The sequence below is a fragment of the Acidobacteriota bacterium genome (genome assembly GCA_040756905.1).
In the GTDB taxonomy this organism is placed as follows: domain Bacteria; phylum Acidobacteriota; class Aminicenantia; order JBFLYD01; family JBFLYD01; genus JBFLYD01.
The window spans coordinates 1-25,782 of sequence record JBFLYD010000060.1 but is presented as its reverse complement, the minus strand read 5'-3'; the positions used below and the strand labels follow the sequence as shown (position 1 = coordinate 25,782).

General features: G+C 33.6%; 24 protein-coding genes. 12 read left to right on the top strand and 12 right to left on the bottom strand.

The window, feature by feature from the left end:
* The first annotated feature begins 280 nt into the window (after nt 1-280).
* Complete coding sequence (locus tag AB1410_10760) at nt 281-712, top strand: DUF1016 N-terminal domain-containing protein (protein MEW6457177.1); 432 nt, start codon at nt 281-283, stop codon at nt 710-712.
* Nucleotides 713-932: 220 nt separating this feature from the next.
* Here the strand turns inward: AB1410_10760 and AB1410_10755 are convergent, their stop codons facing one another.
* Complete coding sequence (locus AB1410_10755; protein MEW6457176.1) at nt 933-1,094, bottom strand: PIN domain-containing protein; 162 nt, start codon at nt 1,092-1,094, stop codon at nt 933-935.
* 26 nt (nt 1,095-1,120) lie between these two features.
* On the opposite strand from AB1410_10755, the gene AB1410_10750 reads away from it, so the two are divergent.
* Nucleotides 1,121-2,809 carry an energy-coupling factor transporter ATPase gene (locus AB1410_10750; GenBank protein ID MEW6457175.1) on the top strand — a complete coding sequence of 563 codons (1,689 nt, stop codon included), beginning with the start codon at nt 1,121-1,123 and terminating at the stop codon, nt 2,807-2,809.
* On the top strand, nt 2,806-3,528 hold the full coding sequence (locus tag AB1410_10745; GenBank protein ID MEW6457174.1) for an energy-coupling factor transporter transmembrane component T: 723 nt from the start codon (nt 2,806-2,808) through the stop codon (nt 3,526-3,528). Before AB1410_10750 ends, AB1410_10745 begins: the two co-directional genes overlap by 4 nt.
* Nucleotides 3,529-3,713: 185 nt before the next feature.
* On the opposite strand, the gene AB1410_10740 is transcribed toward AB1410_10745, so the two are convergent.
* Entirely contained in the window at nt 3,714-4,823 is a 1,110-nt protein-coding gene (locus AB1410_10740) for a class I SAM-dependent methyltransferase (protein MEW6457173.1), read from the bottom strand.
* Nucleotides 4,824-4,946: 123 nt separating this feature from the next.
* Between AB1410_10740 and AB1410_10735 the strand changes: the two genes are divergently transcribed.
* From AB1410_10735 to AB1410_10710, 6 genes are all read left to right on the top strand, one after another.
* The gene (locus AB1410_10735) at nt 4,947-5,348 is read left to right on the top strand and encodes a PEGA domain-containing protein (GenBank protein ID MEW6457172.1); all 402 of its coding nucleotides are present in this window, start codon (nt 4,947-4,949) and stop codon (nt 5,346-5,348) included.
* Between the two features lie 139 nt (nt 5,349-5,487).
* The gene (locus AB1410_10730) at nt 5,488-6,864 is read left to right on the top strand and encodes a hypothetical protein (GenBank protein MEW6457171.1); all 1,377 of its coding nucleotides are present in this window, start codon (nt 5,488-5,490) and stop codon (nt 6,862-6,864) included.
* 30 nt (nt 6,865-6,894) lie between these two features.
* A complete protein-coding gene (locus AB1410_10725; GenBank protein MEW6457170.1) occupies nt 6,895-7,596 on the top strand; it encodes a YggS family pyridoxal phosphate-dependent enzyme in 702 nt (233 codons plus the stop codon).
* On the top strand, nt 7,593-7,901 hold the full coding sequence (locus AB1410_10720; GenBank protein MEW6457169.1) for a YggT family protein: 309 nt from the start codon (nt 7,593-7,595) through the stop codon (nt 7,899-7,901). Before AB1410_10725 ends, AB1410_10720 begins: the two co-directional genes overlap by 4 nt.
* Nucleotides 7,902-8,141: 240 nt before the next feature.
* Entirely contained in the window at nt 8,142-8,918 is a 777-nt protein-coding gene (locus AB1410_10715; protein MEW6457168.1) for a QueT transporter family protein, read from the top strand.
* 95 nt (nt 8,919-9,013) lie between these two features.
* Nucleotides 9,014-9,799: a prepilin peptidase gene (locus AB1410_10710; protein MEW6457167.1), complete on the top strand. Its 786-nt coding sequence runs from the start codon at nt 9,014-9,016 to the stop codon at nt 9,797-9,799.
* A 16-nt stretch (nt 9,800-9,815) separates the two neighbouring features.
* Here the strand turns inward: AB1410_10710 and AB1410_10705 are convergent, their stop codons facing one another.
* The 7 genes from AB1410_10705 to AB1410_10675 form a co-directional block, all read right to left on the bottom strand.
* Nucleotides 9,816-13,706: a PilC/PilY family type IV pilus protein gene (locus tag AB1410_10705; protein ID MEW6457166.1), complete on the bottom strand. Its 3,891-nt coding sequence runs from the start codon at nt 13,704-13,706 to the stop codon at nt 9,816-9,818.
* A 13-nt stretch (nt 13,707-13,719) separates the two neighbouring features.
* A complete protein-coding gene (locus AB1410_10700) occupies nt 13,720-14,145 on the bottom strand; it encodes a PilX N-terminal domain-containing pilus assembly protein (protein MEW6457165.1) in 426 nt (141 codons plus the stop codon).
* Nucleotides 14,142-15,191 carry a prepilin-type N-terminal cleavage/methylation domain-containing protein gene (locus tag AB1410_10695; GenBank protein MEW6457164.1) on the bottom strand — a complete coding sequence of 350 codons (1,050 nt, stop codon included), beginning with the start codon at nt 15,189-15,191 and terminating at the stop codon, nt 14,142-14,144. Before AB1410_10695 ends, AB1410_10700 begins: the two co-directional genes overlap by 4 nt.
* 106 nt (nt 15,192-15,297) lie before the next feature.
* Complete coding sequence (locus AB1410_10690; GenBank protein ID MEW6457163.1) at nt 15,298-15,741, bottom strand: prepilin-type N-terminal cleavage/methylation domain-containing protein; 444 nt, start codon at nt 15,739-15,741, stop codon at nt 15,298-15,300.
* Nucleotides 15,738-16,274, bottom strand: coding sequence for a type II secretion system protein (locus tag AB1410_10685; GenBank protein MEW6457162.1), 537 nt, complete (start codon nt 16,272-16,274; stop codon nt 15,738-15,740). Before AB1410_10685 ends, AB1410_10690 begins: the two co-directional genes overlap by 4 nt.
* Nucleotides 16,275-16,450: 176 nt before the next feature.
* The gene (gene groL, locus AB1410_10680) at nt 16,451-18,067 is read right to left on the bottom strand and encodes a chaperonin GroEL (protein ID MEW6457161.1); all 1,617 of its coding nucleotides are present in this window, start codon (nt 18,065-18,067) and stop codon (nt 16,451-16,453) included.
* 19 nt (nt 18,068-18,086) lie between these two features.
* Nucleotides 18,087-18,374: a co-chaperone GroES gene (locus tag AB1410_10675; protein ID MEW6457160.1), complete on the bottom strand. Its 288-nt coding sequence runs from the start codon at nt 18,372-18,374 to the stop codon at nt 18,087-18,089.
* Between the two features lie 143 nt (nt 18,375-18,517).
* Between AB1410_10675 and AB1410_10670 the strand changes: the two genes are divergently transcribed.
* The 3 genes from AB1410_10670 to smpB are packed head-to-tail and all read left to right on the top strand — an operon-like array spanning nt 18,518 to nt 20,774.
* Nucleotides 18,518-19,045 (top strand): CarD family transcriptional regulator, encoded by a 528-nt coding sequence (locus AB1410_10670; protein ID MEW6457159.1) that lies wholly within the window; start codon nt 18,518-18,520, stop codon nt 19,043-19,045.
* Between the two features lie 8 nt (nt 19,046-19,053).
* Nucleotides 19,054-20,307: a hemolysin family protein gene (locus AB1410_10665; GenBank protein MEW6457158.1), complete on the top strand. Its 1,254-nt coding sequence runs from the start codon at nt 19,054-19,056 to the stop codon at nt 20,305-20,307.
* A gap of 17 nt (nt 20,308-20,324) precedes the next feature.
* Nucleotides 20,325-20,774 (top strand): SsrA-binding protein SmpB, encoded by a 450-nt coding sequence (gene smpB / locus AB1410_10660; GenBank protein ID MEW6457157.1) that lies wholly within the window; start codon nt 20,325-20,327, stop codon nt 20,772-20,774.
* On the opposite strand, the gene AB1410_10655 is transcribed toward smpB, so the two are convergent.
* The 3 genes from AB1410_10655 to AB1410_10645 form a co-directional block, all read right to left on the bottom strand.
* Entirely contained in the window at nt 20,771-23,119 is a 2,349-nt protein-coding gene (locus AB1410_10655) for a DNA internalization-related competence protein ComEC/Rec2 (protein ID MEW6457156.1), read from the bottom strand. The genes smpB and AB1410_10655 overlap by 4 nt on opposite strands.
* 182 nt (nt 23,120-23,301) lie before the next feature.
* A complete protein-coding gene (locus AB1410_10650; GenBank protein MEW6457155.1) occupies nt 23,302-25,299 on the bottom strand; it encodes a cytochrome c3 family protein in 1,998 nt (665 codons plus the stop codon).
* The coding region (locus tag AB1410_10645; protein ID MEW6457154.1) for a hypothetical protein at nt 25,280-25,782 on the bottom strand (503 nt) is incomplete at its 5' end. The genes AB1410_10650 and AB1410_10645, both read right to left, overlap by 20 nt.

Genomic DNA, 25,782 nt, shown 5'->3' with positions numbered 1-25,782 from the left:
GGAAAAGAAAGTCATCCTTGACTCAATCCAGCCACTCTGAGGTATAATGAAAATTCAGCGTCACTTCGCTCCGACAGGTGGCCGGTTTCAATCAGAATCAGTGGCCAGATTCATCGGAATATGCAGACATAGGGTTATGTAAGGAAACCGTTCAAATATGGAATATGCTTAATATGAATTATAAACAAATTAAATGCAATTGTATTTGGTGAGAAATTCAAATGAATAATAAAGAGATAACCACAAAAAATTACCATAATCTTCTTGATAGAATTGCCTCATTTTAAATGAGGCAACAACTAAAGTAGTTAGAGAGATAAATAAGGCTCAAGTATTAACTTACTGGGAAATTGGAAGAGAAATAGTGGAGTTTGAACAAAAAGGGAAAATACGAGCAGAGTATGGAAAAGGAATTCTTATAAGACTATCCGAAGATTTAACACAAAAATTTGGCCGTGGCTTTTCTCAGGATAATATAGAACTGATACGTAAGTTTTATTTGGTTTATCCAGAGAGATTTAGAATTTCCGAGACGCCATCTCGGAAATCTGAAAAACCCAAGACAATGTCTCGGGAATTAGCAATTCGTCCGACACTGTCTGACGAATCTCAAAAACAACAGACACTGTCTGTCGAATTTGAACCGATGTTATCGTGGTTGTATTACTGCGAATTATTGAAAGTAGAAGAACCACTTGCCCGCTCTTTTTGAAAATTTATTTTAAAAGTAGAATAAAGCAATGATTTCGCAGAGGCTGTGATTACAAGAAGAACGCTCCTGACGACATATGCAATCTCCAAAAAAGTTCGAATGTTGAGGTTCTAAATTTTAGTAACATAATTTGATTTTTCTGGAACCTAAAACTTTTTTAGTTTCATTTGTGAAACTAAAAAAATTATTAGTAACACAATTTGACTTTTATATAACCTATCTAAATTATCCAGGAAATTTTTATATCATCTTCTAATGCTTTAAATTCCCTATCACCTGTTATAAGTTCTCCTTTATGTAGCTTTGTCAAAGCAGCGGCAAAACAATCGGCGTAGGAAATTTTCTTTGCTGCTTTAAATCGAGCCGCTTCTTTGGCAAGCATAATTTTAGTTTGAAGATAATTAGATATTGTATTATATAAATTCTGTGAAGATACTGGAAATAAAGAATCTGGGGTTCAGGTATCGCAAATCTAATTTGGAGGCTCTTTCAGAAATAAATTTAGAAATTTCTGGGGGAGAGTTTGTTGCGATAATGGGGATGTCTGGTGCTGGAAAATCAACGCTGCTCATGACTTTTAATGGAATAATTCCTCATTTCATAAAAGGAGATTTCAGAGGTGAGGTTGTATCCTTTGGAAAAAATACATTGACCCATAAATCAAGAGATTATTTTAAAGAGATTGGATTAGTATTTCAGGATTTTGAATCTCAGATATTTTCTTCAGCTGTAGAACTGGAGGTTGCTTTTGGATTGGAAAATATAAATTTAGAAAAACTGGAGATGGTCAGAAGAGTTGATGAAACTTTAGATTTTATAGGATTGACTCATTTAAAGAACAGGAACCCTTTTTTTCTCTCTGGCGGAGAAAAACAGAGACTTGCAATCGCAGCAGTTTTGGCAATGAAACCAAAACTTTTAGCTTTTGATGAGCCAACTACAGATTTAGACCCCGAAGCCCGGGGGCGGATTTATTCGTTGTATAAAGAACTGAAAAGCCTAAAAAGAAGCTTTATTACCGTAGAACATGATGCTGATAAAGTTAAAAATGCAGACAGGTTGGTAGTGCTTAAGGGGGGAAGAATTTTAAAAGATGGGCCTCCTGAATCTATCCTGAAAGAAATTAAATTTTTAAAAGAAAATGGCATTCAACCACTTGAGATAACTGAATTATTCTCCGAGCTTGGATACAAAGAATTGCCTCTAAATTTATCAGATGCTGTATCAATTGTTAAAAGAGATAGATGGAAATTCGACCAGGAAAGCATAAGGGAAATTGTAAGTAAAGGTAGGAAATCAGGTGGGAAAACGATTTTTAAACTCGATGGAGTAAATTTTTCCTATGGAGAAAAAAAAGTTTTAGAAAACATAAATCTTGAAGTTAAGGAAGGCGAATTTTTATCGATAGTTGGACCAAATGGAAGTGGTAAGACTACCCTTGCAAAAATATTAGCCGGAATCTTCAAACCTCAGAAGGGAAACTTGTATATAAATGGAATTGACGTAAAAAAAATGGAGCCTGTTTCCATGAGCAGGCTTATCGGGTTTGGATTCCAGAATCCTGACCATCAGATTTTTAAGGAAAAAGTTGAGGATGAAATTGATTTTACCCTATCCCTTCTTAGAAAGGATATTCTAAATAAATCTGAGATGATAGATGAAGCATTAAATGCAGTGAATTTACTCGAAAAGAGGAAAGAAGACCCTTTCTCTTTAACAAAGGGAGAAAGGCAGAGGTTAGCAGTTGCATCTATTCTGGCTGCAAAAAAAGAAATAATTATCCTCGATGAACCGATAACAGGCCTTGACTGGAATGAAACAAGAGAAATGATGAAATTGATTAAAAAATTAAACGAGGAAGGCAAAACGATTTTAATAATTACTCATTCTGTTGATATAGCAATCAGATATTCATCAAGAATACTAATTCTAAAAGATGGGAAAATTATTGCTGATGGAATTCCAAGAGAACTTATTAAAGATAAGAATTTATGGGAGGATTCTCACATTCCTCTTTCTGATTTTTTTCATTTGAATGAATATCTGGGGTTTAATTTTTTAGATGTTGAAGAAATTAAACATAGTCTCATCCAATGATACTTACTGAAAGGAAAGAATACTGGCTTGATAAAATTGACCCTCGAGTCAAAATTGTCTCTCTTCTTGCCTCGTTTATCATTGCTCTTATTCCATCGAAGCTGCTCCCTGTCGCTTTAGTATTAGCTTTTTTTATTCTACTTTCAATTCTTTCGAACACATTTTTATTCATAAGAAAATTAAAATTTATTCTTGTGTTGATTTTTTTACTTTCTGTTGTTCTATGGGTATTAGCTAAAGGAAAAAGTTATTTTCTTTATGGAATAATTATAGGAATTAAAATGGATGCCATGGTTATTGCAGGTGTAGCTTTTTTATTTTCTACAAAGAGTGAGATGCTCACCTTGGGACTTAAAAAAATGGGGCTTCCATATCCATTGAGCTTTGCATTTTCTTTGTCATTAAGATTTGTTCCAACTTTTATGGGGATAGTTGATACAATAGTTCAGGCACAGAAATCAAGAGGTTACATCATTTCCACAAAAAATCCTGCAAAAAAAATAAAAAGTTATGTTCCATTTCTTGCTCCAGTTTTTTTAAATTTTTTAAGGTGGACAGAATATTTATCCATATCCCTTGAATCAAAAGGGTTTGGATACTCAAAGAAAAGAAAAGAATACATTGAGCTAAAATTAAATGTATATGATGTATTATTTTTAATGTGTTTTTTATTATCATTGGGTTTTCTTTTATGGATGAGATTTAAAAATTCAATATAGTGTCATGTCACTTAAATACCTTTTGTTATATTATTGTGACATGACACTTTCCCTATGGGAGAAAGCCTCTCCCTGGACGCTCCGCTGAGCACCCCCCAGACATGGGGAAGATACCTTCCCCATACCCCTTCAGTGTGCTTTCCTTAGAGATTTTTTGCATTTAAATATATATAAGGGACAGCACACTAAAAAGTGAAGATCTTAACTTTAGAGTCTTTTTTTAGACGGAAGAAATTGGCTTTTTTTTCATAATTTTCTATTCCTAAAACAGCGCCACGCCATGTAGTTTCTATTTCTCTGTTACTTTCAGATTGGTCTCTTTCGAGCCTTTCAAATATTTTTTTCCCTTTCTCAGAGCAAACCACAACCTTGCCTTTTCCTTTTTCTTTTAGAAAAGGAGTCAAAGCCCTTAAGTAATTTATATCAGAAGAGAATTTCCCTTTCTTAAGAACAAGATAACTAAACTTAAGATAACCTATGTCTCTCCAGAGGTATTTATTGATTTCCTTCATAAAATCCGGAGGCTCCCAGGGAATTGTGCTTATACACCAATCATCTTTGTCTGGAAAAATAGAGCATGTATTTTTATGAAAGCAAGGTAATATAGGATATGCAGGATTTGATTTGATGATTTCATCACGAAAGTTAATGAGATTTCTTGAATTACTGTGAGTTGCCGGTTCAACAATTATGAGAATTCCATTTTCATCCAATAGTTTTTTAATCGCCTCTTTTATAATGTTAAAGGCTTTTCTTTTGCCCCTTTGATTTAAAACTTCGCCAAGCACAAGTGATAAAACTATCAGTGTAAATTTTTCTTTTTTCTCTGAGACTAATTCCTCAAGAGATTTATTTTTTAAAGAGATTTTTTGTGAGTTATTTTTTAAATTGAGACATTCTTCTAATAAAATATTTTGGAATTCAAAAGCATTTTTGTTTTTCTCGATGGAGAAAATTTCAGACCCAATGTTTCTTTTCTTGAAAAAGTCATAGAGAGAAATGGTAGATGGGCCAATTCCAGAACCAATGTCACAAATGATTTGAGTGGGGTTGGCGAATTGTTCTGGAAAGAAGAAGTCAATTTCCTCAAGAATGTATTTTAATTTAAGGTATGACTGGGGGAAGAAGAAGGCAAAATATCCTAAAAGTTTTCTCTCGTCGTTAAAATAAGATTCCCTTATTTCAATCAGGTCTTCAGTGAGACTATATACATATTTGGATAATTTTATCGTATCAATTTTTTTTATTTTGTGGAGAATAATTTCCTCCAAATAATCAGGAAGATAGAGCTTCATTTTGCTATAAAATAATATTACCACAAATAGTGTCGTGTCACTTAAATATTTTAAAAATATTAAGAAAAATTTGACAATTTCAATTTTTTTCTATATTTTTCTAAAAAAATGATAGGAGGAAAGATGAAAAAAGGAACTAAATTGGTTACAGTTGTAATTTCAGTGGTTTTTGTCTCATATTTATTTGTAAGTTGTGCAACGCTTTTCAAAGGAACATCAGAAGAAATTAACTTCAATTCTGATCCGACCGGTGCTCAAGTTTTTATAAATGGAAATTTTACCGGGACAACACCTTTATCTATTAAATTAGAATCGAAGAAAACGTACACAATTGAATTTCAAAAGAAGGGTTATGCTCCACAAACAGTTACCATTACAAATCGTGTGGGAACTGTATGGATAATCCTTGATGTCTTAGGTGGGCTTATTCCTGTAATAATTGATGCAGCAACAGGAGCATGGTATGTTCTTGACCAGAAAAATGTAAATGCCATACTTCAAAAAATTGAAAAAAATCAACAATGAATCTATTCTGTAAAATTTTTGTTTGATATTTTAGAAAAGAGAACTAAAAAAGAATTTCTTTTCATAATTATTTATTTTCCGATAAAATATAGTTTACTTTTATTCTAAAATTTGGGGGAATTTCATTTAAAAGAGAGAAATGGAGCACAAAGAAATAAAAAGGGCTTGGGTTATATCAGCTGACATGGGGTTGGGTCATCAAAGGGCTGCTTTCTCTCTTAAAGATATAGCAGAAAAAGGAATAATAACAGCTGGAGATGCTAACATTATTTCTAAAAAAGAATATAAATTCTGGAAAAAGGTTAGAAGAACCTATGAATTTCTCTCTCGTTCAAGACAGGTTCCGATCGTTGGTAAGTATCTTTTCAATATCCTGGATTATTTTCAGAATATAAAACCCATTTATCCAAGAAGGGATCTATCGCGGCCAACAATCCAGACTTATTATTTATCGAAGTTAATAAAAAAAGGCCTTGGTTTAGAAATAATAAAATATGTGGAGAAGGAGCCAAAACCTCTTGTGACCACCTTTTACGTGCCTGCTTTGGTCGCAGATTATTACGGTTATATAGGAAAGATATTCTGTGTTATTTGCGATGCTGATATAAACAGAGTGTGGGTTGCCTCTGAACCATCCAGAAGCAGGATTAATTATTTCGCTCCCTGTGAGAATATTGTGAAACGGTTGAAGAGATATGGGGTAAATAAGGATAGAATATTTATGACAGGCTTTCCTCTTCCTAAAGAGAACATTGGAAGTAGAGAGCAAATGGAGTTTCTTAAAGTAGATTTCCTTGATAGACTACATCATCTCGACCCTAAGGGTAGGTTTTTTAAACAACATCATTCCTCACTCTCCCTCCTTCTGGGACCAAACATTGACCTTTACAGAAAAAGGCCCCTTTCTATCACTTTTGCCATAGGTGGGGCAGGAGCCCAGGCAGATATTGCTCTTAAATTAATAAAAAGTTTTAGGGAATTACTCATAGAAAAAAGAATTACAATAAACATCAGTGTTGGCGTTAGAAAAAATCTCCAGTTCTATTTAGAGGATTTTGCCAAGGAGCTTCGCATCGAGGAATGTTTGGATAGAAGTCTAAGGATCATCTATCATCCTGATAAATATAGTTATTTTAAAGGGTTTAATGAGGTTCTCCGTACCACTGATATCCTGTGGACAAAACCATCAGAGCTTTCTTTTTATTGTGGTCTTGGTATTCCTATAATTATTGCGCCTCCAATTGGTTCCCATGAAGATTATAACATGAAATGGCTGATGGAAATTCATGCTGGTGTTCCCCAGGAAGACCCTGTTTACGCAAGAGAGTGGATTATAGATTGGTTGAGCAGTGGTAGGTTGGCGGAGGCTGCATTGGATGGATATCTTAAAGCCCCAAAGCTGGGAACTTTTTTAATCGAGGATATGATTGCTGGGAAAAAGATGGATGAGATAGTAGATGCTCATTTTTATGACACAGCAGTTCATTTCTTCCCCTTCAATTCGAAAAAAGGATAAGGAAAGATAAAGGAGAGTAAATTTCTAAAAATGAGTTTAAAAGAAAATATAGAATTTATTGGGGAAAGAATAAAAATATCAGCAAAAAAATCAGGAAGGAATCCAGAGGAAATAAAAATTCTTGGTGCTACAAAAAGTGTTCCAACTGAAAAAATTATTGAAGCTTACGAAGCTGGAATTAAACTTTTTGGAGAAAACAGGGTTCAGGAAGCTAATCAGAAAATAAGCGAGATAAACATTCCTTCGATTGAATGGCATATGATTGGAAATCTTCAGAAAAATAAAGTTAAAAAAGCCCTTGAATTGTTCAGTGTGATTGAATCTTTAAGCAGCATTGAGCTGGCCGAGAAAATTAACAGGGATGCTGAATTATTAAATAGAAAAATTCGATGTTTTATCGAGGTGAATTTAGCAGGAGAAGAAACAAAATGGGGAATTAAAGAAGAAGATATATTTTCTTCTGTTGGGAAATTAACGGGTTTAAAAAATATTGAAATAATCGGATTGATGGCAATTCCACCATTCTTTGAAAATCCAGAAATGTCAAGGCCGTACTTTAAAGAGTTGCGCGAAATCAAAGAAAAAATAAATCGAATGAATTTGGATAACATTTCAATAATGGAACTTTCTATGGGAATGAGTTCAGATTATGAAGTTGCAGTGGAAGAAGGAGCCACGATTGTAAGGTTAGGGACGATTCTTTTTGGTCCGAGGAATCGAGGAAAAAAATGATTTTTCTTGCAAATTTATTAAAATCGATTGCTCAACTCATCCATATGAGCTTGAATTTATACATGTGGATTATCATTATCAGAGCTTTGATTTCATGGGTTAGCCCAGACCCGAGGAACCCTGTAGTAATAATTCTTGTAAGGCTTACAGAACCAGTTTTAAGGCCGATTAGAAGATATGTTCCTCCATGGAGAATGGGAGGGATTGACATATCCCCATTGATTGCCATATTGATAATAATCTTTATAGACAATTTCCTCCTTGAAACTCTTATTGAATATTCTATTAAATTGAAGGGATTTTAATAATTTGGAATCCATTAATATCCCTGTAAAAATAATACCTAATTCAAAAAAAGCAGAAATTCATCCAAATAATTTAACTAATACAAAAGCACAAATATTTGTTACATCCTTCTCAATTCCCCCTCACCCCATCCCTCTCCCTATTGGGGAGAGGGGAAGAGTGAAGGAGCAGAAATGTGTAAGAATTAATTGCGTTTGTATTAAATTCAAAATTAAAGAAATTGAGAAGATTTTAGGAAAATGAAAGAAGTGATTTTGATGTGGAAAAACACGAGAATGATTGTTCTCGTAGCTATTACTTCAAGTATCTTTGCTTCTATTCTAATTCCTTTTAAGGGAATCCAGTTAATTCCAGGCATAACAGAGATAAGGCCAGCTTCAATAATTCCTGTAGTTTTTGGGCTTCTTTTTGGACCTGCGGGAGCGTGGGGGTCTTGTTTTGGTAATATAATAGGGGACATATTCGGCACTTTCAGCCTTGGAAGTTTTTTCGGAGCCATAGGAAATTTCTATTTTGCATTGGTTTCTTACAAGCTCTGGGAAAATCTGCCTTTTTTCAATTCAGAGGTTACACCAGACATTAAAAGAAAAGCTGATTTAACAAAATTTTTTATTGTGTCAATCGTTGCATCGATGACTGTGGCATTCATAATCGCATGGGGTTTAGAAATTTTAAGGTTGACTCCTTTTGCAGTTTTAGCTCCGATTATTACGATAAACAATTCATTGTCCAATGTATTTATCGGTCCGATTTTGTTGAAAATTCTTTATCCAAGATTAGAAAGGTGGGGGCTTCTATGGAGAGAAGTCATGGAGATTCCATTTAAAAAGAAAAAGACCCTTGGTTCATTTTTAATTCTAATTGGGGTTTTAGGAGGGTGGGTATCAGGAATTTTGATTTCTACCCAGGTGTATCAAGCCAGGCTCTTTTCTTTTGGTTCAGGCGAGACAAGTTTATCATTGGTTTTAAATCTTCTTCCTTTTCTTGCTATCTTTTTAATAGGAAGTATATTGTAATGATACAACAACAAAATTATTAAGATTTTTATACTCAAGAAACTGGAGGAAGCAAGTAAGGTTTTGTGGCAAGAGAATTTTAAGGAAATAGTAACATGGAAGAGATAAGCAGAATACTCATAAGATTATTCATTGTTGTTGTTGGCCTTGTATGGGGAAGTTTTTTAAATGTATTGATATTCAGGATTCCGAGGGATTTAAACATTATAAAACCGCGCTCTTTCTGCCCAAGTTGTGGGAAAAAAATCAAATGGTATGATAACATACCAGTTTTAAGCTATATATTTCTTGGGGGTAAATGTAGAAATTGTTATCAAAAAATTTCAGTAAGATATCCTGTAGTTGAAATTATAACTTCATCGTCTTTTTTAATCGTCTATGAGAGATATTATTATTCCTTTTATTTTATTGGAAGTTTAATATTTGTCTCAGCACTGATTGCGCTTGCCTTTATAGATTTGGAGCATCAAATTCTTCCTGATGTGATTACGATTCCAGGTTTTATATTTTTTTCAGCTTATTCTGTAGCAAATCCATTTTTAGGGTTTAAACATTTAATACTTGGTGCGCTGGTTGGGTCTGGCACTCTTTTACTGATTTATCTTATCTATCTCTGGTTGAGAAAAGAGGAAGGATTGGGTTTTGGTGATATAAAAATGATGCTTCTTGTGGGAGCTTTTTTAGGCTGGAGGAAATCCCTTCTTACATTGATTATCGCTTCTTTTTTAGGAGCTATGGTTGGGGTAATTATGATAGTTTTTAAAAAAAAGGGCTTAAAATTCGCCCTTCCGTTCGGAACATTTCTGAGCCTTTCCGCATTCCTTTCCCTTCTCTATGGAGACATTATTATCGATTTTTATTTAAGCCTCTCCCAATTTTAAGAGGTCTCATGTTTGTTTATTTTTCTATCCAATGAATAGCCCTATTTTTTATATTATATGGAGGGTTCTGGATTGATTGGACAATGATTCCCGTTGAAATTTGTATGAATTTTTGGATAGAGCCTTCTTTTGAGATTGCAGCAGCTATTCCTTCTCCAGGAGGAGGTATTCCATAGCCAAGGGATACTGCTCTTTCAAGCTTAACTTTAGCCCCTTCTGCCGAAATAGCTGATGGAGCGAGGAGCATCGGTTGAAGATAAGATGTGCCTGTTCGATAATACACAGTATAAAGCTTTGTTTCCCCTCCAAATTCACAAGGGTCATCTGAAGGGGTAAAACTTAAGAAATCCACTATCCCGCCAAGGGCAAAAGGCTTTGTTATAACTCTTTCTCTCTTAGGAAGCTTTATTCTCCACCCTCTATAGGCTGAAATTGCATTCAGTTGTTCCTGCCAGTTTGAACCCTGTACCCCTGAGATTAAAGAGTTTTTTACTTTTGTGATTACTTTTTGCGAAGGAGATTGGCAATCATTTCCTGATTTCATCTCAGGAACTTCAAACCCATTGCAAACACAGGTAAAATCTTCAACATCAGCGATAACATCATAATCATTATTCGGGTCAGCATCGCTTAAATCAATTGTAAAAAGCTCTGCAATGTTTATTGAATCTGAGCAAACATTTCCATTCCAGCAGGTATCCTTTATTCCATAAAGACTTTGAACATTGGATAAATTTCTATCCCTTTCACTCAGGAATACACCAGTTCCAAAAATAACCCACACATTCATTCTCTCATCAAACACGACCTCTGGAGATGCAGTTATCGGTTGTTCTGTGTATATTAATGTGCTGACAGTCCAGTTTGAAGGGTTTGGGTCTTCTTTTGTCTGGATTCTCAGCATCGTTCCTTTTGGCCCGTTTTCTTCGTTTTCATCATCTTCAACATAAACTGTACCTCCATATATAGTATCTACAATGAAATCTTTATCTGGATCGATTGCGATTAAATCTCCCACATAAGAATTAACCTCATCATCGTCTTCTTCTGAAGAGTGAGGATTTTCTGTATAGAGGTCGATCTTTTTGATTAGCTCTCCTGTTTTTAGATTTATAACATATAAAAATGGATGTCGGTGATTATCATTGTTATTTATATTTCCCTCAAAATCAGTGGGGCCATTTCCCAAGACAACATACCAGGTTCCATTTTTGTCTTTTTCGCCGAACCTCAACACAGCAGGAAATGAAGTTGTAAATCCTAAATCTTCATCTGTGAATTCCCACAATGGTGATGGATTAACAGGGTCAGTTATATCAAGAGCAAAATAACCGGACCTGAAAACTCGCGTTTCGTTTCCAGCACCGAAGTTTTCTGTAACGGAAATCTCCTTTCCTCCAAACCTCATGCTTCCAATCAAAATAGTTCTCCAGCTGTTTTTTGATTTTATATCCGAAGGGTTCCCTCCTATGCTTGCATCAACCACAAGAACACGGTTATCCACATAATAGATATGGCAGTAATCAGGATATGCAAGCCAGGGAAGGTGAGGGATTAGATTGTAAGGAATGTATGCCCACATTTCTTTACCAGAATCAGTGCCCTCAATTTTGGTTTTAATCGAAGGATTGCTTGAGTCATAATATGCTTCAATTTTTCCAAGGTTGAAGGCATGGAGCATTCCGTCGTTTCCACCTGCTAAAACCAGATTTAATTTATTCTTATATTCAGAAGACTCAAAATATTCTTTATAAGAATAATCATAATAATCGATATGATAAGTATTTATCGGATAATTACTTACAATTCGTGGTGTTGAGTGAATTATATCACCGAGCTTCCACACTTTTGAATCCACAGTTCTATCCCTATGCCCGAAGACTGTGCATTCTGGCGGGTTCAAGCATATATCAACATCTTCACCTCTTATATATCTAATTATTTTCTCTGCTTCAGTATCATTTGGAACTCTGAAGAAAGGCCTGAGAGTTGATTTATTTGAAACTGTAAAATCTTTTATTTCCCCGGTATCAACCTTTTTATTTTTGTTTGAATCAACAAATGTAAATATCTTTCTACTTCCTGGATCTGTATTCAATAGAATTTCTTCTGCCTTCCACAATGGCTTTGCATTTTCATAATAATCAGTTAAATCAGGAGTACATGGAAAAGAGGGTTTTCCAGTTCCCTCAGTATCTTTAAAATATCTTGCCATCAAATCAGATTTTGATTCGTCAAAGAAAGGCTGAATTATATAATCCTGTTTAAGGTTTAATTTTCCATCTGCTGCAGTTTCTTCTCTTATGTTCTGAAATGGATCAAGCCAGAAATTTTTTAAATGACCTGTCCAGGTGATTTCTTTATTTTCAAATTGCTTGGTGGGCGTAAATTGAGCCTGAATGATCGAGAGAAACCCTCTTGAGGAGGTAGAAAGAACTGAAGCAGCTGTTCCTGCAGAAACCCTTTTTAGAATGTCAGTTATCGCTGAAAGAATTGCAGATTCAAGTTCCTCTCCATTTTGAGCTTCAAAGAAATTATCAGGGTTTCCGTCTCCATTTTTATCCCATTCAGAAGATAAATCTGGGAGATTATTTCCATTTTTGTCATCGAACCCCCCATACTTTGCTGTCAATTGTAAAAGTTGTGAATCAGGCGCACCGAAGGCTTTTATAGTGTATAAAGTTAAATTTTGTATTCCATCGAAGTCTGACCTTAAATCGTTTGTATGGGCATAAAAAGAAACACCTTCTAAATAAAAAGTTCCATCACATGGGAGAATTAAACATTCATATGGAGGAACAGGAGTCTCCGTTGAGCATAGGTCTGGAATATTTTCATTTAGCGATATCTTATTCATATAACTACACACGTTAAAATTTGGGTCAGCGACATCTGAACCCCAGAATCCTCCAGGAAGGTTTTTATCCTTTGATGAATTTCCGTCTGAAATAATTATCACAAAATTTTTCTGACATCTGTATTGGATAGGGTCTTTAGGCTTATAATTCACTCCTCCGTTGTAAGCTGATGTTCCTCCCTGATACATTCTTATGGCTTCATAGAGAGCTTCTCCCACAGGAGAAAATGTGTCGGGAGTTTTATTCTCAATGCTTGTTATGATGCTTGGGACAACCTCTCCTATGTCGTTCTGGAGATAGGCTCCGTCCCTTCCTGTTCCTGGCCCGCTACCATCTTCATAGCGATTTCCTTTATTGAAATACATCAACCCAAGCCTGACTTTGTTTGAAATATCCTGAATTATTCCCTTTATTTCTTTTCCTTCTACGTTGATTTTAATCGTGTATATAGAAATCGGCTTATCAAAAGGATTTTCATCAACATCTACATAGATATTTCCATTTTGAACGCCATAATAAAAATTTCCAATGTGGAGAGTTTGATAGGGTTGTACGATATCATTAAACCATCCTTTTATTGTATCCTGAGGAGCTACGCTTGATTCTCCGACAAGATATTTTGCATGGGTCGGGTCAGACCTTTGAATTGTCTTGCCTCCAATCAGAACTTTTCTTGCTATATCAATCCTCCGCATTGAAAGCCAATTTAAAAAGTTTCCGCTCCACTCTCCTAACACATTTTCCTCAAAATATCCTCCAGCTTTAATTGTGTAGGTATATCTTTTTGTTGAGTCAAAATATCCATAGTAAACATAGTTTGAGTTATAAAAATCTGGATATGCAAACTTCATCATCCCCTCTGAATTATCAAGAATGATTAACACATTAGGAGTTACTGAGGTGGTAATAAAAGGAGGAGATGAACAGTAGTCTGAAATATTCTGGGCTGAAAGACTGGCAAAAGAAAAAATGAGAATAAATAAAAAAATAATTGAAAAATTAGATAATGATTTTAAAATTGATTTTTTGTTAAGTTTACTTGTGTTCACTTTATTCCCCTTTTTACAATACTTTCATGTATAACATTGTGAGATAAGCAAGGGTCTCTCCGTTTCCTTCGGCTTTGGCATTTATTCTGTAAACTAAAGAATTTCTCCCGAATTCAGAAGTTTCAGGAGCAAAAGTAGGGCCAGCTCCACCTGGAAGAGGTTTTACATAAAGAAGGATTATTTCGATGTTTGTTTTTAACTTTCCGTCTTCTTTATATATTCGGTATACCCTGTCTTTTTCAGTAAGGTCTCCCTCAAGAATGAGCTGAATCGCCTCTTCCACTCCACTCTCAGCAGCCTGAAATGCTGCATTATATTTTTTAACTGAACCAGATATACCAGAACTTATCATTGCAATGTAGAGCACTATTGAGCCAAGGATCAAAAGAAAAATCATTACAAAGAGAGCTGTGGAGAGAGCAATTCCTTTTTTATTCATAGGAAATTCCTTGGCTTTAATTCGATTTTAATTGTTCTCCATCTGTAATTTTTTTGCCCTGAAGCAAAGGAATATTTATGGTCTTCCAGGGTTTCAGAATTATTCGGGTAGCTGAATTTATAATCTTTTTTTCCTACTTGAAAAAGCAGATTAACCCTCAATAACTTTAAATTCTCCCTGATATCCTCAGAAGAATAGGCCGAGATATCATTTTTCCATTCAATCTCGTCCTGAAGATTTTTAAATCCATACGATATCTGAAAGTCAGCGACACAACTTAATATTGTCTGGATTCCTCCATCAGAATATTTTTCTTCTCTGATTAAATCATATGTTCCTGGAGCGCATGATGCATCAGAATCTGATTGAGAAAGATAGTAGTGTATCTCTGAATAGATTTGTGAAGGAGGTTGTGTTTTGTTAGACAGTGAATAAACCAACACCCCCTCGAAAAGAATGTTATTTCCAAGCCCATCATCAAGGGATTGGGATATAGTAAGGGTTCTTACAGGTGTTCCATTTTCAATTGAATCCGAGTAGCTCTGCACTCTGTAAAGCGAATTAACAGCATTATTGTTGGAGATAATTGATTTTGTGAAAGGGTCGATAAAGATTACCCAGTAATTTTCTAAGATGTTTTCTGTACCTTCATCCCATTTCCGAATTTTTATTTGATTAAGATTAACAGGGTTAGAAACTAAATATGAATATGCCTCGCCAGTTTTATTTAATTGTAAAATGCTTCCTCTAAGTATAAGCGTATCATAGGAATTTGAACTGTTTATTCCATCGACTGGCTTAATTTCTTGAGGAAGCCCAAAACCAGCTTCAAATATGTCTCTCTTTAAAAGAGAAAGAGAGCCTATAAGCTCAAGTTCTGTTTCAGCAATTTTTGACTGGATTGAAGAATGCCTTAGTTGGGTGTTATACAAGGCGAAAATAATACCCAAGGCCACAACGAGTATTGAAATACTAATGAGCATTTCAATCAATGTAAATCCATACAGTTTAGTATTACTTAAATGTCTTCTCGTATTTTTTTTCATTGTTAATATAAATGCAATAAATAAAGTTACTGTAGGGCAAGGCTTTAGCCTTGCATCAAGCAACCCTAAAGGGTTGCCCTACATTTATATAATGCATTTGCTTTAGTTAATCCTCTGAATATATAGTTTGAGAAAATTTATATGGGGTTATTTTCTCATTAAGGCTGATTGTAATTTCTATTGATTTTACAGGAGTTGAAATGTTCAGCGATCGGTTGACAGAATTTTTGTACAACACTTCTCCTGTTTGATTGTCAACGGGTATCTCTTGGTACTCAATTGTTTTTCCTGATAATGTAACATTCTGATTTAGCTTATAAGAGAGATTATCCATAGAAAGATAAAAATTTCCAGTTGATAGACTATCAAATTTTTTAATCCTAAAATTTTCAGAGACATTTGAGGCAACCAGAAACGCATTGTTTCTTATCTGATTCAATTTATTAGCTTTCATTGCATTGGTGGTCATCGTTAAAAGAACAATGAATGAGACTATAAGAAGTGTCATAGATATCAAAACCTCAACCAATGTAAAACCTTTGTTTTTCATTTTTTTACAAAGATTTTTAATGAAACAGTCACCTGCCTTTTATCTTTTTTTGAAGCCAGTTCAAGAATGTTTTCACTGAACTCACCGGTTTTTTTCCTTGGAATACCTCTTCTATCAAAATATACAAGAAAATCTTTTGAAGGAGAAAATGTGATGTTAGAAGGTAGTTTCTTGAAATAAGAAGTAACTTTTTTTAACCCTGGGTTTATATATGTAATTTCATCATCTTCGAGAATTTCATTATTGTTTTTGTCCTTGAAAGCGAAGAAATAGTATCTGTCCGGTTCAGAATTTTTTGTAAGGATTCCAAATTTGGATGTTTTAACGCCTTCTATTTCAATTTCTTTCGTCATTGATTTGAATTTTATGCTTTGAAAATCAGCCACAAGCTCGTTTGATGCAGCGTTTAAATTTATCCTCGCTCTTATATCTGTGAAAGACAAGACTCCAATGAGAAAAACTATTCCAATTAATCCCAGAACAACCAATATTTCAATGATTGTAAAACCACTTTTATTATGAAAAAAGTGCATAGCATTGATATTTTACTAAATTTTAATGATAAAAGGAAAATAAAAGACCCAGTGTGCTGTCTCCTAAATATTTTCGTAAGTAGACAGTTTCTCATAAAACACACTGAAAGGGTATAGTAAAAATATTTTCCCCAGCCTGGGGAGCGAAGCGTCTAAGGGGGTGGCTAAATCTTTTTTTAGTACATATCAGATGGTGGCGGTGGATATTTTGGAGTTTTCTCTTCTTCTGGTATTTCGGAAACGAGTGATTCAGTGGTTAAAAGAAGCCCTGCTATACTTGCTGCATTCTGCATGGCAATTCTTACAACTTTTGTAGGGTCAATAATACCAGTTTCAACCATATCAGTATATTTTTCTTCGAGAGCATCGAACCCCATATTAGTTTTCATTTCTTTTACTTTTTCCACAACAATCGTTCCTTCCCAACCTGCATTGTTTGCAATCCATTTTATTGGCTCTTCAAGCGCTTTCTTTACTATATTGACTCCTAATTGCATATCTCCATCTGTTTTTAATTTTTCCAATGCCGGAATACATCTCAAGAGCGCAACCCCTCCTCCTGGAACTATTCCTTCTTCAACCGCTGCTTTAGTAGCGTGCATTGCATCCTCAACTCTTGCCTTCTTCTCTTTTAACTCAGTTTCTGTTGCAGCGCCAACTCTGACAACTGCCACTCCTCCGACCATTTTTGCAAGTCTTTCCTGTAATTTTTCTCTATCATAATCAGAGGTTGTTTCTTCAATCTGTGTCCTAATTTGTTTTATCCTTGCCTGAATATCCGATGTTTTTCCTTCTCCTTCGACTATAGTTGTATTATCTTTGTCGATGACAACCTTTTTTGCTCTTCCAAGCCAATCAATTGTCACATTTTCCAGTTTTACACCAATATCCTCAGTTATAACTTTTCCTCCGGTTAGGACTGCGATATCTTCAAGCATAGCTTTTCTTCGGTCACCGAATCCAGGAGCTTTAACAGTAGCTGAATTTAATGTTCCTCTTAGTTTATTTACAACAAGGGTTGCAAGAGCTTCTCCTTCAACTTCCTCTGCTATAACAAGTAATGGCTTTCCCAGCTTTGCAACATTTTCTAAGAGAGGAAGTAACTCTCTTAAATTGCTGATTTTTTTCTCGTGAAGAAGAACCAGAGGATTTTCAAGAATACATTCCATCCTATCAGGGTCTGTGATGAAGTATGGAGAAAGATATCCTCTATCAAATTGCATTCCTTCAACAACTTCCATCGTGGTCTCGAGTGATTTAGCTTCTTCTACAGTTATAACTCCATCTTTTCCGACCTTTTCCATTGAATCTGCGATTATCTTTCCAACTTCTTCATCATTATTTGCCGCAATTGATGCTACCTGAGCTATCATGTTACCTTCAACATTTTTGCTCAACTTTTTAAGCTCATCAACCACTTTTTCTACAGCTTTATCAATTCCTTTTTTTATTAGAGTTGGGTTAGCTCCTGCGACTACATGTTTAAGACCTTCTCTGTAAATTGCCTGGGCTAAAATTGTTGCTGTTGTAGTTCCATCACCAGCTACATCCGATGTTTTTGAAGCAACTTCTTTTACCATTTGAGCTCCCATATTTTCTAAAGGATCTTTAAGCTCGATTTCTTTTGCAACAGTTACCCCATCTTTTGTTATGGTTGGAGAACCAAATTTTTTCTCAAGAACAACATTCCTTCCCCTTGGTCCCAGAGTTGACCTTACTGTGTCAGATAAAATATTCACACCTCTTAAAACAGCCTGTCTTGCTTCTTCTCCGGAAGTTATTTTTTTTGCCATGATTATCCCTCCTTTAAAATTAAGATAAAATAGCTAATATCTCATCCTCCCTTACGATGAGATATTCTTCGTCATCGATTCTTACTTCAGTTCCAGAATATTTACCAATCAGAACTTTATCACCCTCTTTTACATCCAGTGGGAGAACCTTTCCATCCTCCAGAATTTTACCCTTCCCACAGGAGATTACTATAGCTTCCTGTGGCTTTTCTTTTGCCGAATCAGGAATAATTATTCCTCCTTTTTTTACCTCTTTCTCCTCAACTCTTTTGAGGAGCACTCGATCATGCAATGGCCTTACTTTCATCTTTTCCTCCTTATTAGCACTCTTTAATTTTAAGTGCTAATATATAAAAAAAACTTTTTTTTGTCAACATCTCAAATTCCTCAAAATTTTACTTGCTTCCAAAGTTGACATATTTTGTTGGTTCTGCTATAAACAAAATAGAAATGGATGATAAGATCAAATTTAAGATAGGGGATAAAGTTATCTATCCAAATCAGGGAATAAGTGTTATAGAAGAGATAATCGAAAAATCTATAGGCGATCAAACTGCAAAATGCTATCATTTAAGGGTGTTATCCAATTGTTCTTCTGTGCTTGTACCTATTTCCAATGTGCATGAAGTTGGGTTAAGAAAATTATCTTCCCGTTCTGATATTAATTCCCTTTTTGGTTTTTTTGAAGACGATAACATAAATTTCAATTCAGACTGGAAAGAAAGATATAAAATACATGAGAATATGATGAGGACAGGTCTGCTTTTCGATATCGCCTCTGTTCTAAAAAATCTTTACTATCTGAGTCTGATCAAGCCTTTGTCTTTTAGAGAGAAGAAGATGATGGAAAAGGCAAAATTTCTACTTGCCTCTGAAATTTCAGAAGTAAACAATTGTAAAATTAAATATGCAGAAGAAAAAATAGAATCCATTCTTTACAATACTTTTAAATCTAAAATACCCAAACAAAACTTTTAATAAATTAAATGCCTCTCTTATTGATTATTCTGTTCATAGTGTTTCTTCTTTTAAGCGCCTTTTTTTCTTCTTCTGAGACAGCTTTTTTTGCCTTTAATAGAGTAAGATTAAATTATTTAACAAAAAAAGGAAATAAAAAAGCATCTTTTATAAAAAAGACTCTTGAGAATCCAGAGAAATTTTTAGCCTCCCTTTTAATAGGTAATAATTTTGTTAACATAGCTGCTGCTTCGATAGCTACTTTTATTTTTTCAGAATACATTTTTTATAATAAAAGTGAAGCAATTTTTTATTCCACTATGATTACTACTTTTATAATCCTTATTTTTTCAGAAATAACACCGAAAAGTATTGCTGCTGCTCATCCTGAAAGAATATCCCTTCTTTATGTTATTCCTATAAGAATAATAATATTAGTTCTGTCACCAATTTCAAGATTGATTTCATACTTTATAAATTTCTTTTTAAAATTAACCGTGAGAAAGAGAGAGGATTCATTATTAATAGATGCCGAAGAAGAATTGAATCTTTTTATTAAATCAGAATCTTCTAAGAGAAATATTTCAATGCATAAAAAGAGGATGTTAGAAGGAGTATTTGATATAAGGGAAAGAAGAATAAAAGAGGTTATGATTCCGAGGACAAAAGTGGTAGCAATTGACATGGATCTTCCATTAGATAAAATTTTTGAAATTGTATTGTCAACAGAATTCTCAAGGTATCCTATATATGAGGAAAGGGTGGATAATGTAAAAGGTGTCATTCATTCTAAAGATTTATTTCCTTTCGTTCTTGAAAAAGAGAATTTTTCAATAACTAAAATCATTAGAGATGCTTATTTTATCCCTGAGACTGCAAAGGTTGAAACAATCCTCAAAGAGATGCAGAGAAAAAAAATGCACCTTGCTATCGTTACAGATGAATGGGGAAGCATGAGTGGGATTGTTACCCTTGAAGATATACTTGAAGAAATTGTGGGAGAAATTCAGGATGAATACGATGAGGAAGAAGAAGAATTTATAATCAGATTAACTCCAAAATTATATTTAATAAAAGGAAAGACTCCAATAAAAGTTCTGAATGAAAAACTTTTTTTGAACATCCCTGAGAATAGAGATTTCGTAACTATTGCAGGATTCATTCTCTATAAACTCGGAAGGATGCCTTCTAAAGGAGATGAAATAATGTTCAATAAGAACAGGTTTATAATCGAAAAAATAGAAAGAAACTATATTGAGCTGGTTAGATTAATTATTAAATAGGGGGAGGAAATTTTTAATTGAAAGTCATAGCCACAAATAAAAAAGGGTATCATAATTATGAAATTATAGAGATTTTCGAAGCAGGGATATCACTTTTAGGAAGTGAAGTAAAATCTATAAGAGAAGGAAGGGTCAACCTAAGAGACAGTTACGCTACTTTAAAAAACGGAGAGATATTTTTAGTAAATTCTCACATAAGCTCATATAAATATTCTTCATACTTTAATCATGATCCCTACAGGGAAAGAAAGCTTCTTCTCCATAAATCCCAGATAAGAAAGATAACCGGGAAAATAAAGGAAAAAGGTCTAACTTTGATTCCATTAAAAATATATATAAATGAAAGGGGTATTATCAAATTAGAATTGGCTCTGGCAAAAGGCCGAAAAGTCTGGGAGAAAAAAGAACTGATAAAGGAAAGAGACATTAAAAGAGAAATGGAAAAGGAATTAAGGAGAAGAAATTAATCTATCATTTTTTTAACCATTAATTTATTTCCATCTGTTTTAATTTCAATAAGGCCATTGTAATCTGTTCTTAATACATTTATTTTTCTTATTCTATATCTATCGATTATTTCTTGATCTGGGAAGCCAAAAGAGTTTTTATATCCCACACAGATTACCACAATTTCCGGCTTGACTTTTTCCAGGAATTCTTCTGATGAGGAGGATTTTGCTCCATGATGAGGAGCTTTTAAGACGTTTACTTTTATGTTAGTTCCTGATTTGATAATGTCCATTTCGCTTACCATGTCTATGTCTGCAGTTAGAAGAAAAGAGATTTTTCTGTATGAGAGTTTAATTACCATAGAATCTTCATTTAAAGCTTTTTCCGGATCTTTCTTTCTGGGAGGATGGATTATTTCAATTTCAACATTGTTTATTTTTGTTTTGTAACCCCTGTTTATTTTTTTGGGCTTATTTTTAAGTAATTTTATAAATTTTTTATAAAGAAATTCGTTTTTTGGAGATGTTGATTCCCAGATTTCTCCGTACTTAAAATTTTTTATAACTGTAATGAGTCCTTTTAAATGGTCAGAGTGAGCGTGAGTTGAAACTACATAATTGATTTTTTTTATCCCTTTTGACCAGAGGAATGGAGAAACCACTCTTTCCCCTATATCAAAATTATCATTGAAGGTTCCACCACCATCGATCAACATTTTCTTATAGCCAGGAAATTCTACAAGGATCGATTCTCCCTGACCAACATCGATAAAGGAAATGCTCATATATTTTGAATATGAAGGGAAGGGGTAAGCCAGAATTAAAAATAGAGAAAATAGAAAACTCGTAAGAAAAATAATTTTTAATTTTTTATTCAATTTAGTTAATAATATTGTTAGAAAAATATAGTAAATTATCATTAATAAAATATTTGGACCTGGAATTCTGTAGCTCAGGAAGGGAGTTTTATATGAAAAATCAGATATGAGAAGGAATATATCTATTAGATAAAAAATTGATATCATTAAGAATTTTAAAAATGGAAATATTAGGTAAATTGGCAATATTATAAATGATAATCCAAGAATTATCCCTGCCAATGGAACAGCTAAAAGATTAAGAAAAACAGATATCAGGGTAACCCTGTTGAAATAATAAGCAATTATGGGCAAAACACCTATCTGAGCTGCTAATGAAATAGAGGTGAGCTCACTTATTTTGAATGGAAGCGCTGGTAGATATTTCAGGAATCTTGGAGCTAATAATATTAATGAAAGAGTGGCTGTGTATGTCAGTTGAAAACCTATGTCAAAAAGAAAAAAAGGATTTATAGCCAGTATTAATACATAAGAAAAAGAGAGTATGTTTATATAGTTTATATCTTTATAAAGAATTTTTCCTATAGAAAAGGAAATTGCCATAAGAGATGCTCTTATTACTGATGCCCTTCCTTCTACAAGAACGGAATAGAAGATGAGAAAAAAGATAAGAATTATATAATTTAGTTTTTCTGAATTGATGAAAAGCCTTAGGAATCTAAATATGAAAAAAGATATTATTCCTATATGGGCGCCTGAAATCGCCAAAAGATGGAAAAGACCAGAATTCTGAGTGGAATCGAGTATTTCTTTAGGAAGTCCTTCACGCTCTCCTAAAAGAATTGCTTTTAAAAAAGAGGCTTCTTTTAAATATTTATGATCCCGGGTCGCTGATTCATCAATTTTTTTTAATAGAAATTCTCTTATTTGTGAAATTGTATTCAATAAATTAAATTTTCTATTTTTTTCGATAATTTCAATAAGATTTTGAGATTTGCTGTAAGCTATTCTATTTATTTGATTTATTTTAAAAAATATCCTGGAAGAACTGGATTTAAAGTTTTTATACGAATAGAAATGCGATAATTTTGCAGAGACTTTTATTCTGTCTCCCATGTTAATTTCAGGGAAATTTATTTCTTCACTTCTAATTTTTATCCTGACTTTCCCATAAGAAGGTATTTCTTTTTTATCAAACCATATTTTTTCCAGCTTCATGAAAATATATTTTCCCTGATCGGTTAATTCTGGAGTTTTATAAGCATATCCATATAAATCTATGTATTCATCAGTATCTAGATTGTTTAAAAAATTTTTTTCCCATTCATTATTTTTTCTTTGTGTCGATAAATCACCTATTAGGAAAGTGCAAAAAAGAATAAAAAGAAAAGTAAACTTATGTTTTTTTAATAAAAAAGCAATCCATGAAAATACAAAAGAAATTATTAAAGAAACATTTAAAATGTAAATCGGCAAAGGAAGATAATTTCCAAAGATAATACCAGTGGTATAAGAAATAGCAATATAAAGAAAAGGAAAATCCATCTGAGTACAAGTAATATTTAATTATTTCTGTTTGTCTAAATCAAGTACAAAGAAGTAAGATCTTCATTATTCAAACATTTAATTTAATTCGAAGAATAATTGAAAAGGAAGGTTCTCTCTGCCACCCTTCCTTCTCAGAACAAATTTTTCCTCTTCTTAAAAATGAATAATGAAGATCTGATCTATAAAGTATATTTCCTTAATTGTTCTAATATTATATTAGAGATATTTATGGAGTATTTCAAAATATTTTCTGAGTATTCTACATTATGCAAGCCTCCTGCTTCCTTTATTTTGTTATAATTAAACTCACATTCTTTATACAATTTAATCAAGTTTTCGGGAATGATATTTTTTTCTTTTTTCATTCTATCAAAAATAATTTCAATTTCTTTTAATTTCTGATTAAGCTCATCCATGTATTTTCTGTGTGAATTATTCCAATCCATTAAAATTTCTTCGTAAGATTTTTCGCCATGACATTCAATACATTTTGCTAATAGAGTTTTCAGGCTATGTTTTTTAATTGACATGTCGTGGCAATCCACACATGAAAGATCTGGCATTAGATTCTGGATCTGTTTTGTAATTCCAATTCCGACGCCTGACCCTTTATACATATTTAATTGTAAGCTGTGGCATCCAGTGCACTGCTTATTTTCTTTGCTGTGATGACACAGGTTACAGTCATTTTTGTTTATTGTGGTTCTCTTATGAAATTCTAACGAATGACATTTTATGCATGTTATTTTCAATTGATTTGCATGCTTTAAATGGGGAAATTCATAATCTTCAAATTTAAGTTCACTCTTAAGAGGAATTATCCTATGGCAGAGACTGATACATGAATTTTCTATCATATTATTGACTGAAGTGAATTCAATTTGAGGCTGATCAAAAATCTGCTGAATAAGGTTAAATTGTTCTGTCATTGTTTTAACAATTCTTATAGCATAATGGGGATTGTGCACCCCTTTCCCGTTGAGAATGAAGTCTCGATTTAATTTGATATTTTCAATTATTTTTTTTACTTCATTAAAATTTTTATGATTTCTTTTTGTTTTTTCAATTTCTCCAGTTTTATTAAGTATCTCTGAGATTGATTGGTCTAACTCGTTAAAATATGAAATCCAGTTATCAAGCATGACATCATATTGTTTTCCATGGCATTGTACACATGATTTTCGACTGGCTTTGTAGATTTCTTCTTTTTCTTTATGTTCTTCAAAGATATGACAGCCCTCACAGCTTACAAGAGCTTTAAACATAATACTTGGCAGAGGTTGAACACCAGAAGCTCCAATGCCAATATACATACCCTTTTGAGGAGAATGGAGATTTTTATGACATATCTCGCATCTTACATCGAGAGTCCTAATCATGGCGATGTTGGAATGCTGGATCTCATCATGGCATTCCAAACATTTCACCGATTTTTTTTCTGAATGAATCTGGTGTATGCTTCTTGAAGCTTTCTCATCCCTCTTTTTTTCAATATGACATGAATAGCATTTTTCTTCTGAAATTTTTCCATTCCCTGAAGCAACATTTAAATGGCATTGCTTGCACTGGATTCCTCTATAAGTGAAGTGGTCAAATAGATATCCTTCATGGATTATCTTTTTTTTCGGAATTCCATGGCAGGAAGGACACCCAGAAATTGCTTCTCCAAGAGGAGCACCCAGAAAATGACAAAGATAACAATTTTTATCATTTACAAAGATATGTATTTCTTCTTCCATCTCATAATGACAGGAAGAACAGCTTAAATGAAGATCCCTTTTTATCTGTCCATAATGATTTTTATGGGAAAATTTTATCCCCTTTTTGAACTCTAAAGGCTTTTCGATTGAGCTGAAATCATGGCAATCTCTGCTTAGGCATCTTGAATCTGGAACATATGTTTTTGGTCTCGGGTCATAAATTCCTGTGAGATATTTTATTGCAAAAACCCCCTGCTTTATTGGGGTTATACTATGACATTTAAGGCATTCAATGTTTTTATGCAGAGAGCTCTTCCATCTTTTAACGTATGGTTCCATATAATGGCATGAAACGCAGAAAGAGGATTTTCGGGTTATTCTATAGGAGAAAAAGCCTAAAAAAATTATGATGATTCCAGTAATAATTAAAAAAAATGGAAGATATTTCTTATAGTTATTAATTTTTGGAAATTTCATCTTTATTTTTGAGGTTCTCTTTTATCATTTCCTCGTACTCAAGGGAATGTTCTTCAATTAGTTCTTCTTTTGTTATTTTTCCTGTAAATATAGAAGTGTTTAATGGAAATTTGGAAGGATTAAGGTGAGTGTTATAGAAATGCCAGATTATAATAGCTAAAGTTGCTAAAAGTCCTTCATCACTGTGAGCTTCTTTGGCAATATCCATTATGTATTTTGGAAAGATTCTCATGGCAAGGTTGTGAAACCAGAGAAGCAAACCTGACCCAATCATGATAACCATCCCCCAGTAAACTGCCCAATAATCAAATTTTTCAACGTATGAAAATCTTCCAAATTTTGCCTTTTCTTTGGGACGCAAATTAACCTTTGAAGCCGAACACCTCTGGTAAAATAGAGGTGTATGAAAGACAAAACAAAATACACACATATTAAAAAAGCAGAACGACTGGAAATAGCCATTCTGCTCGAGAAAAATTATGG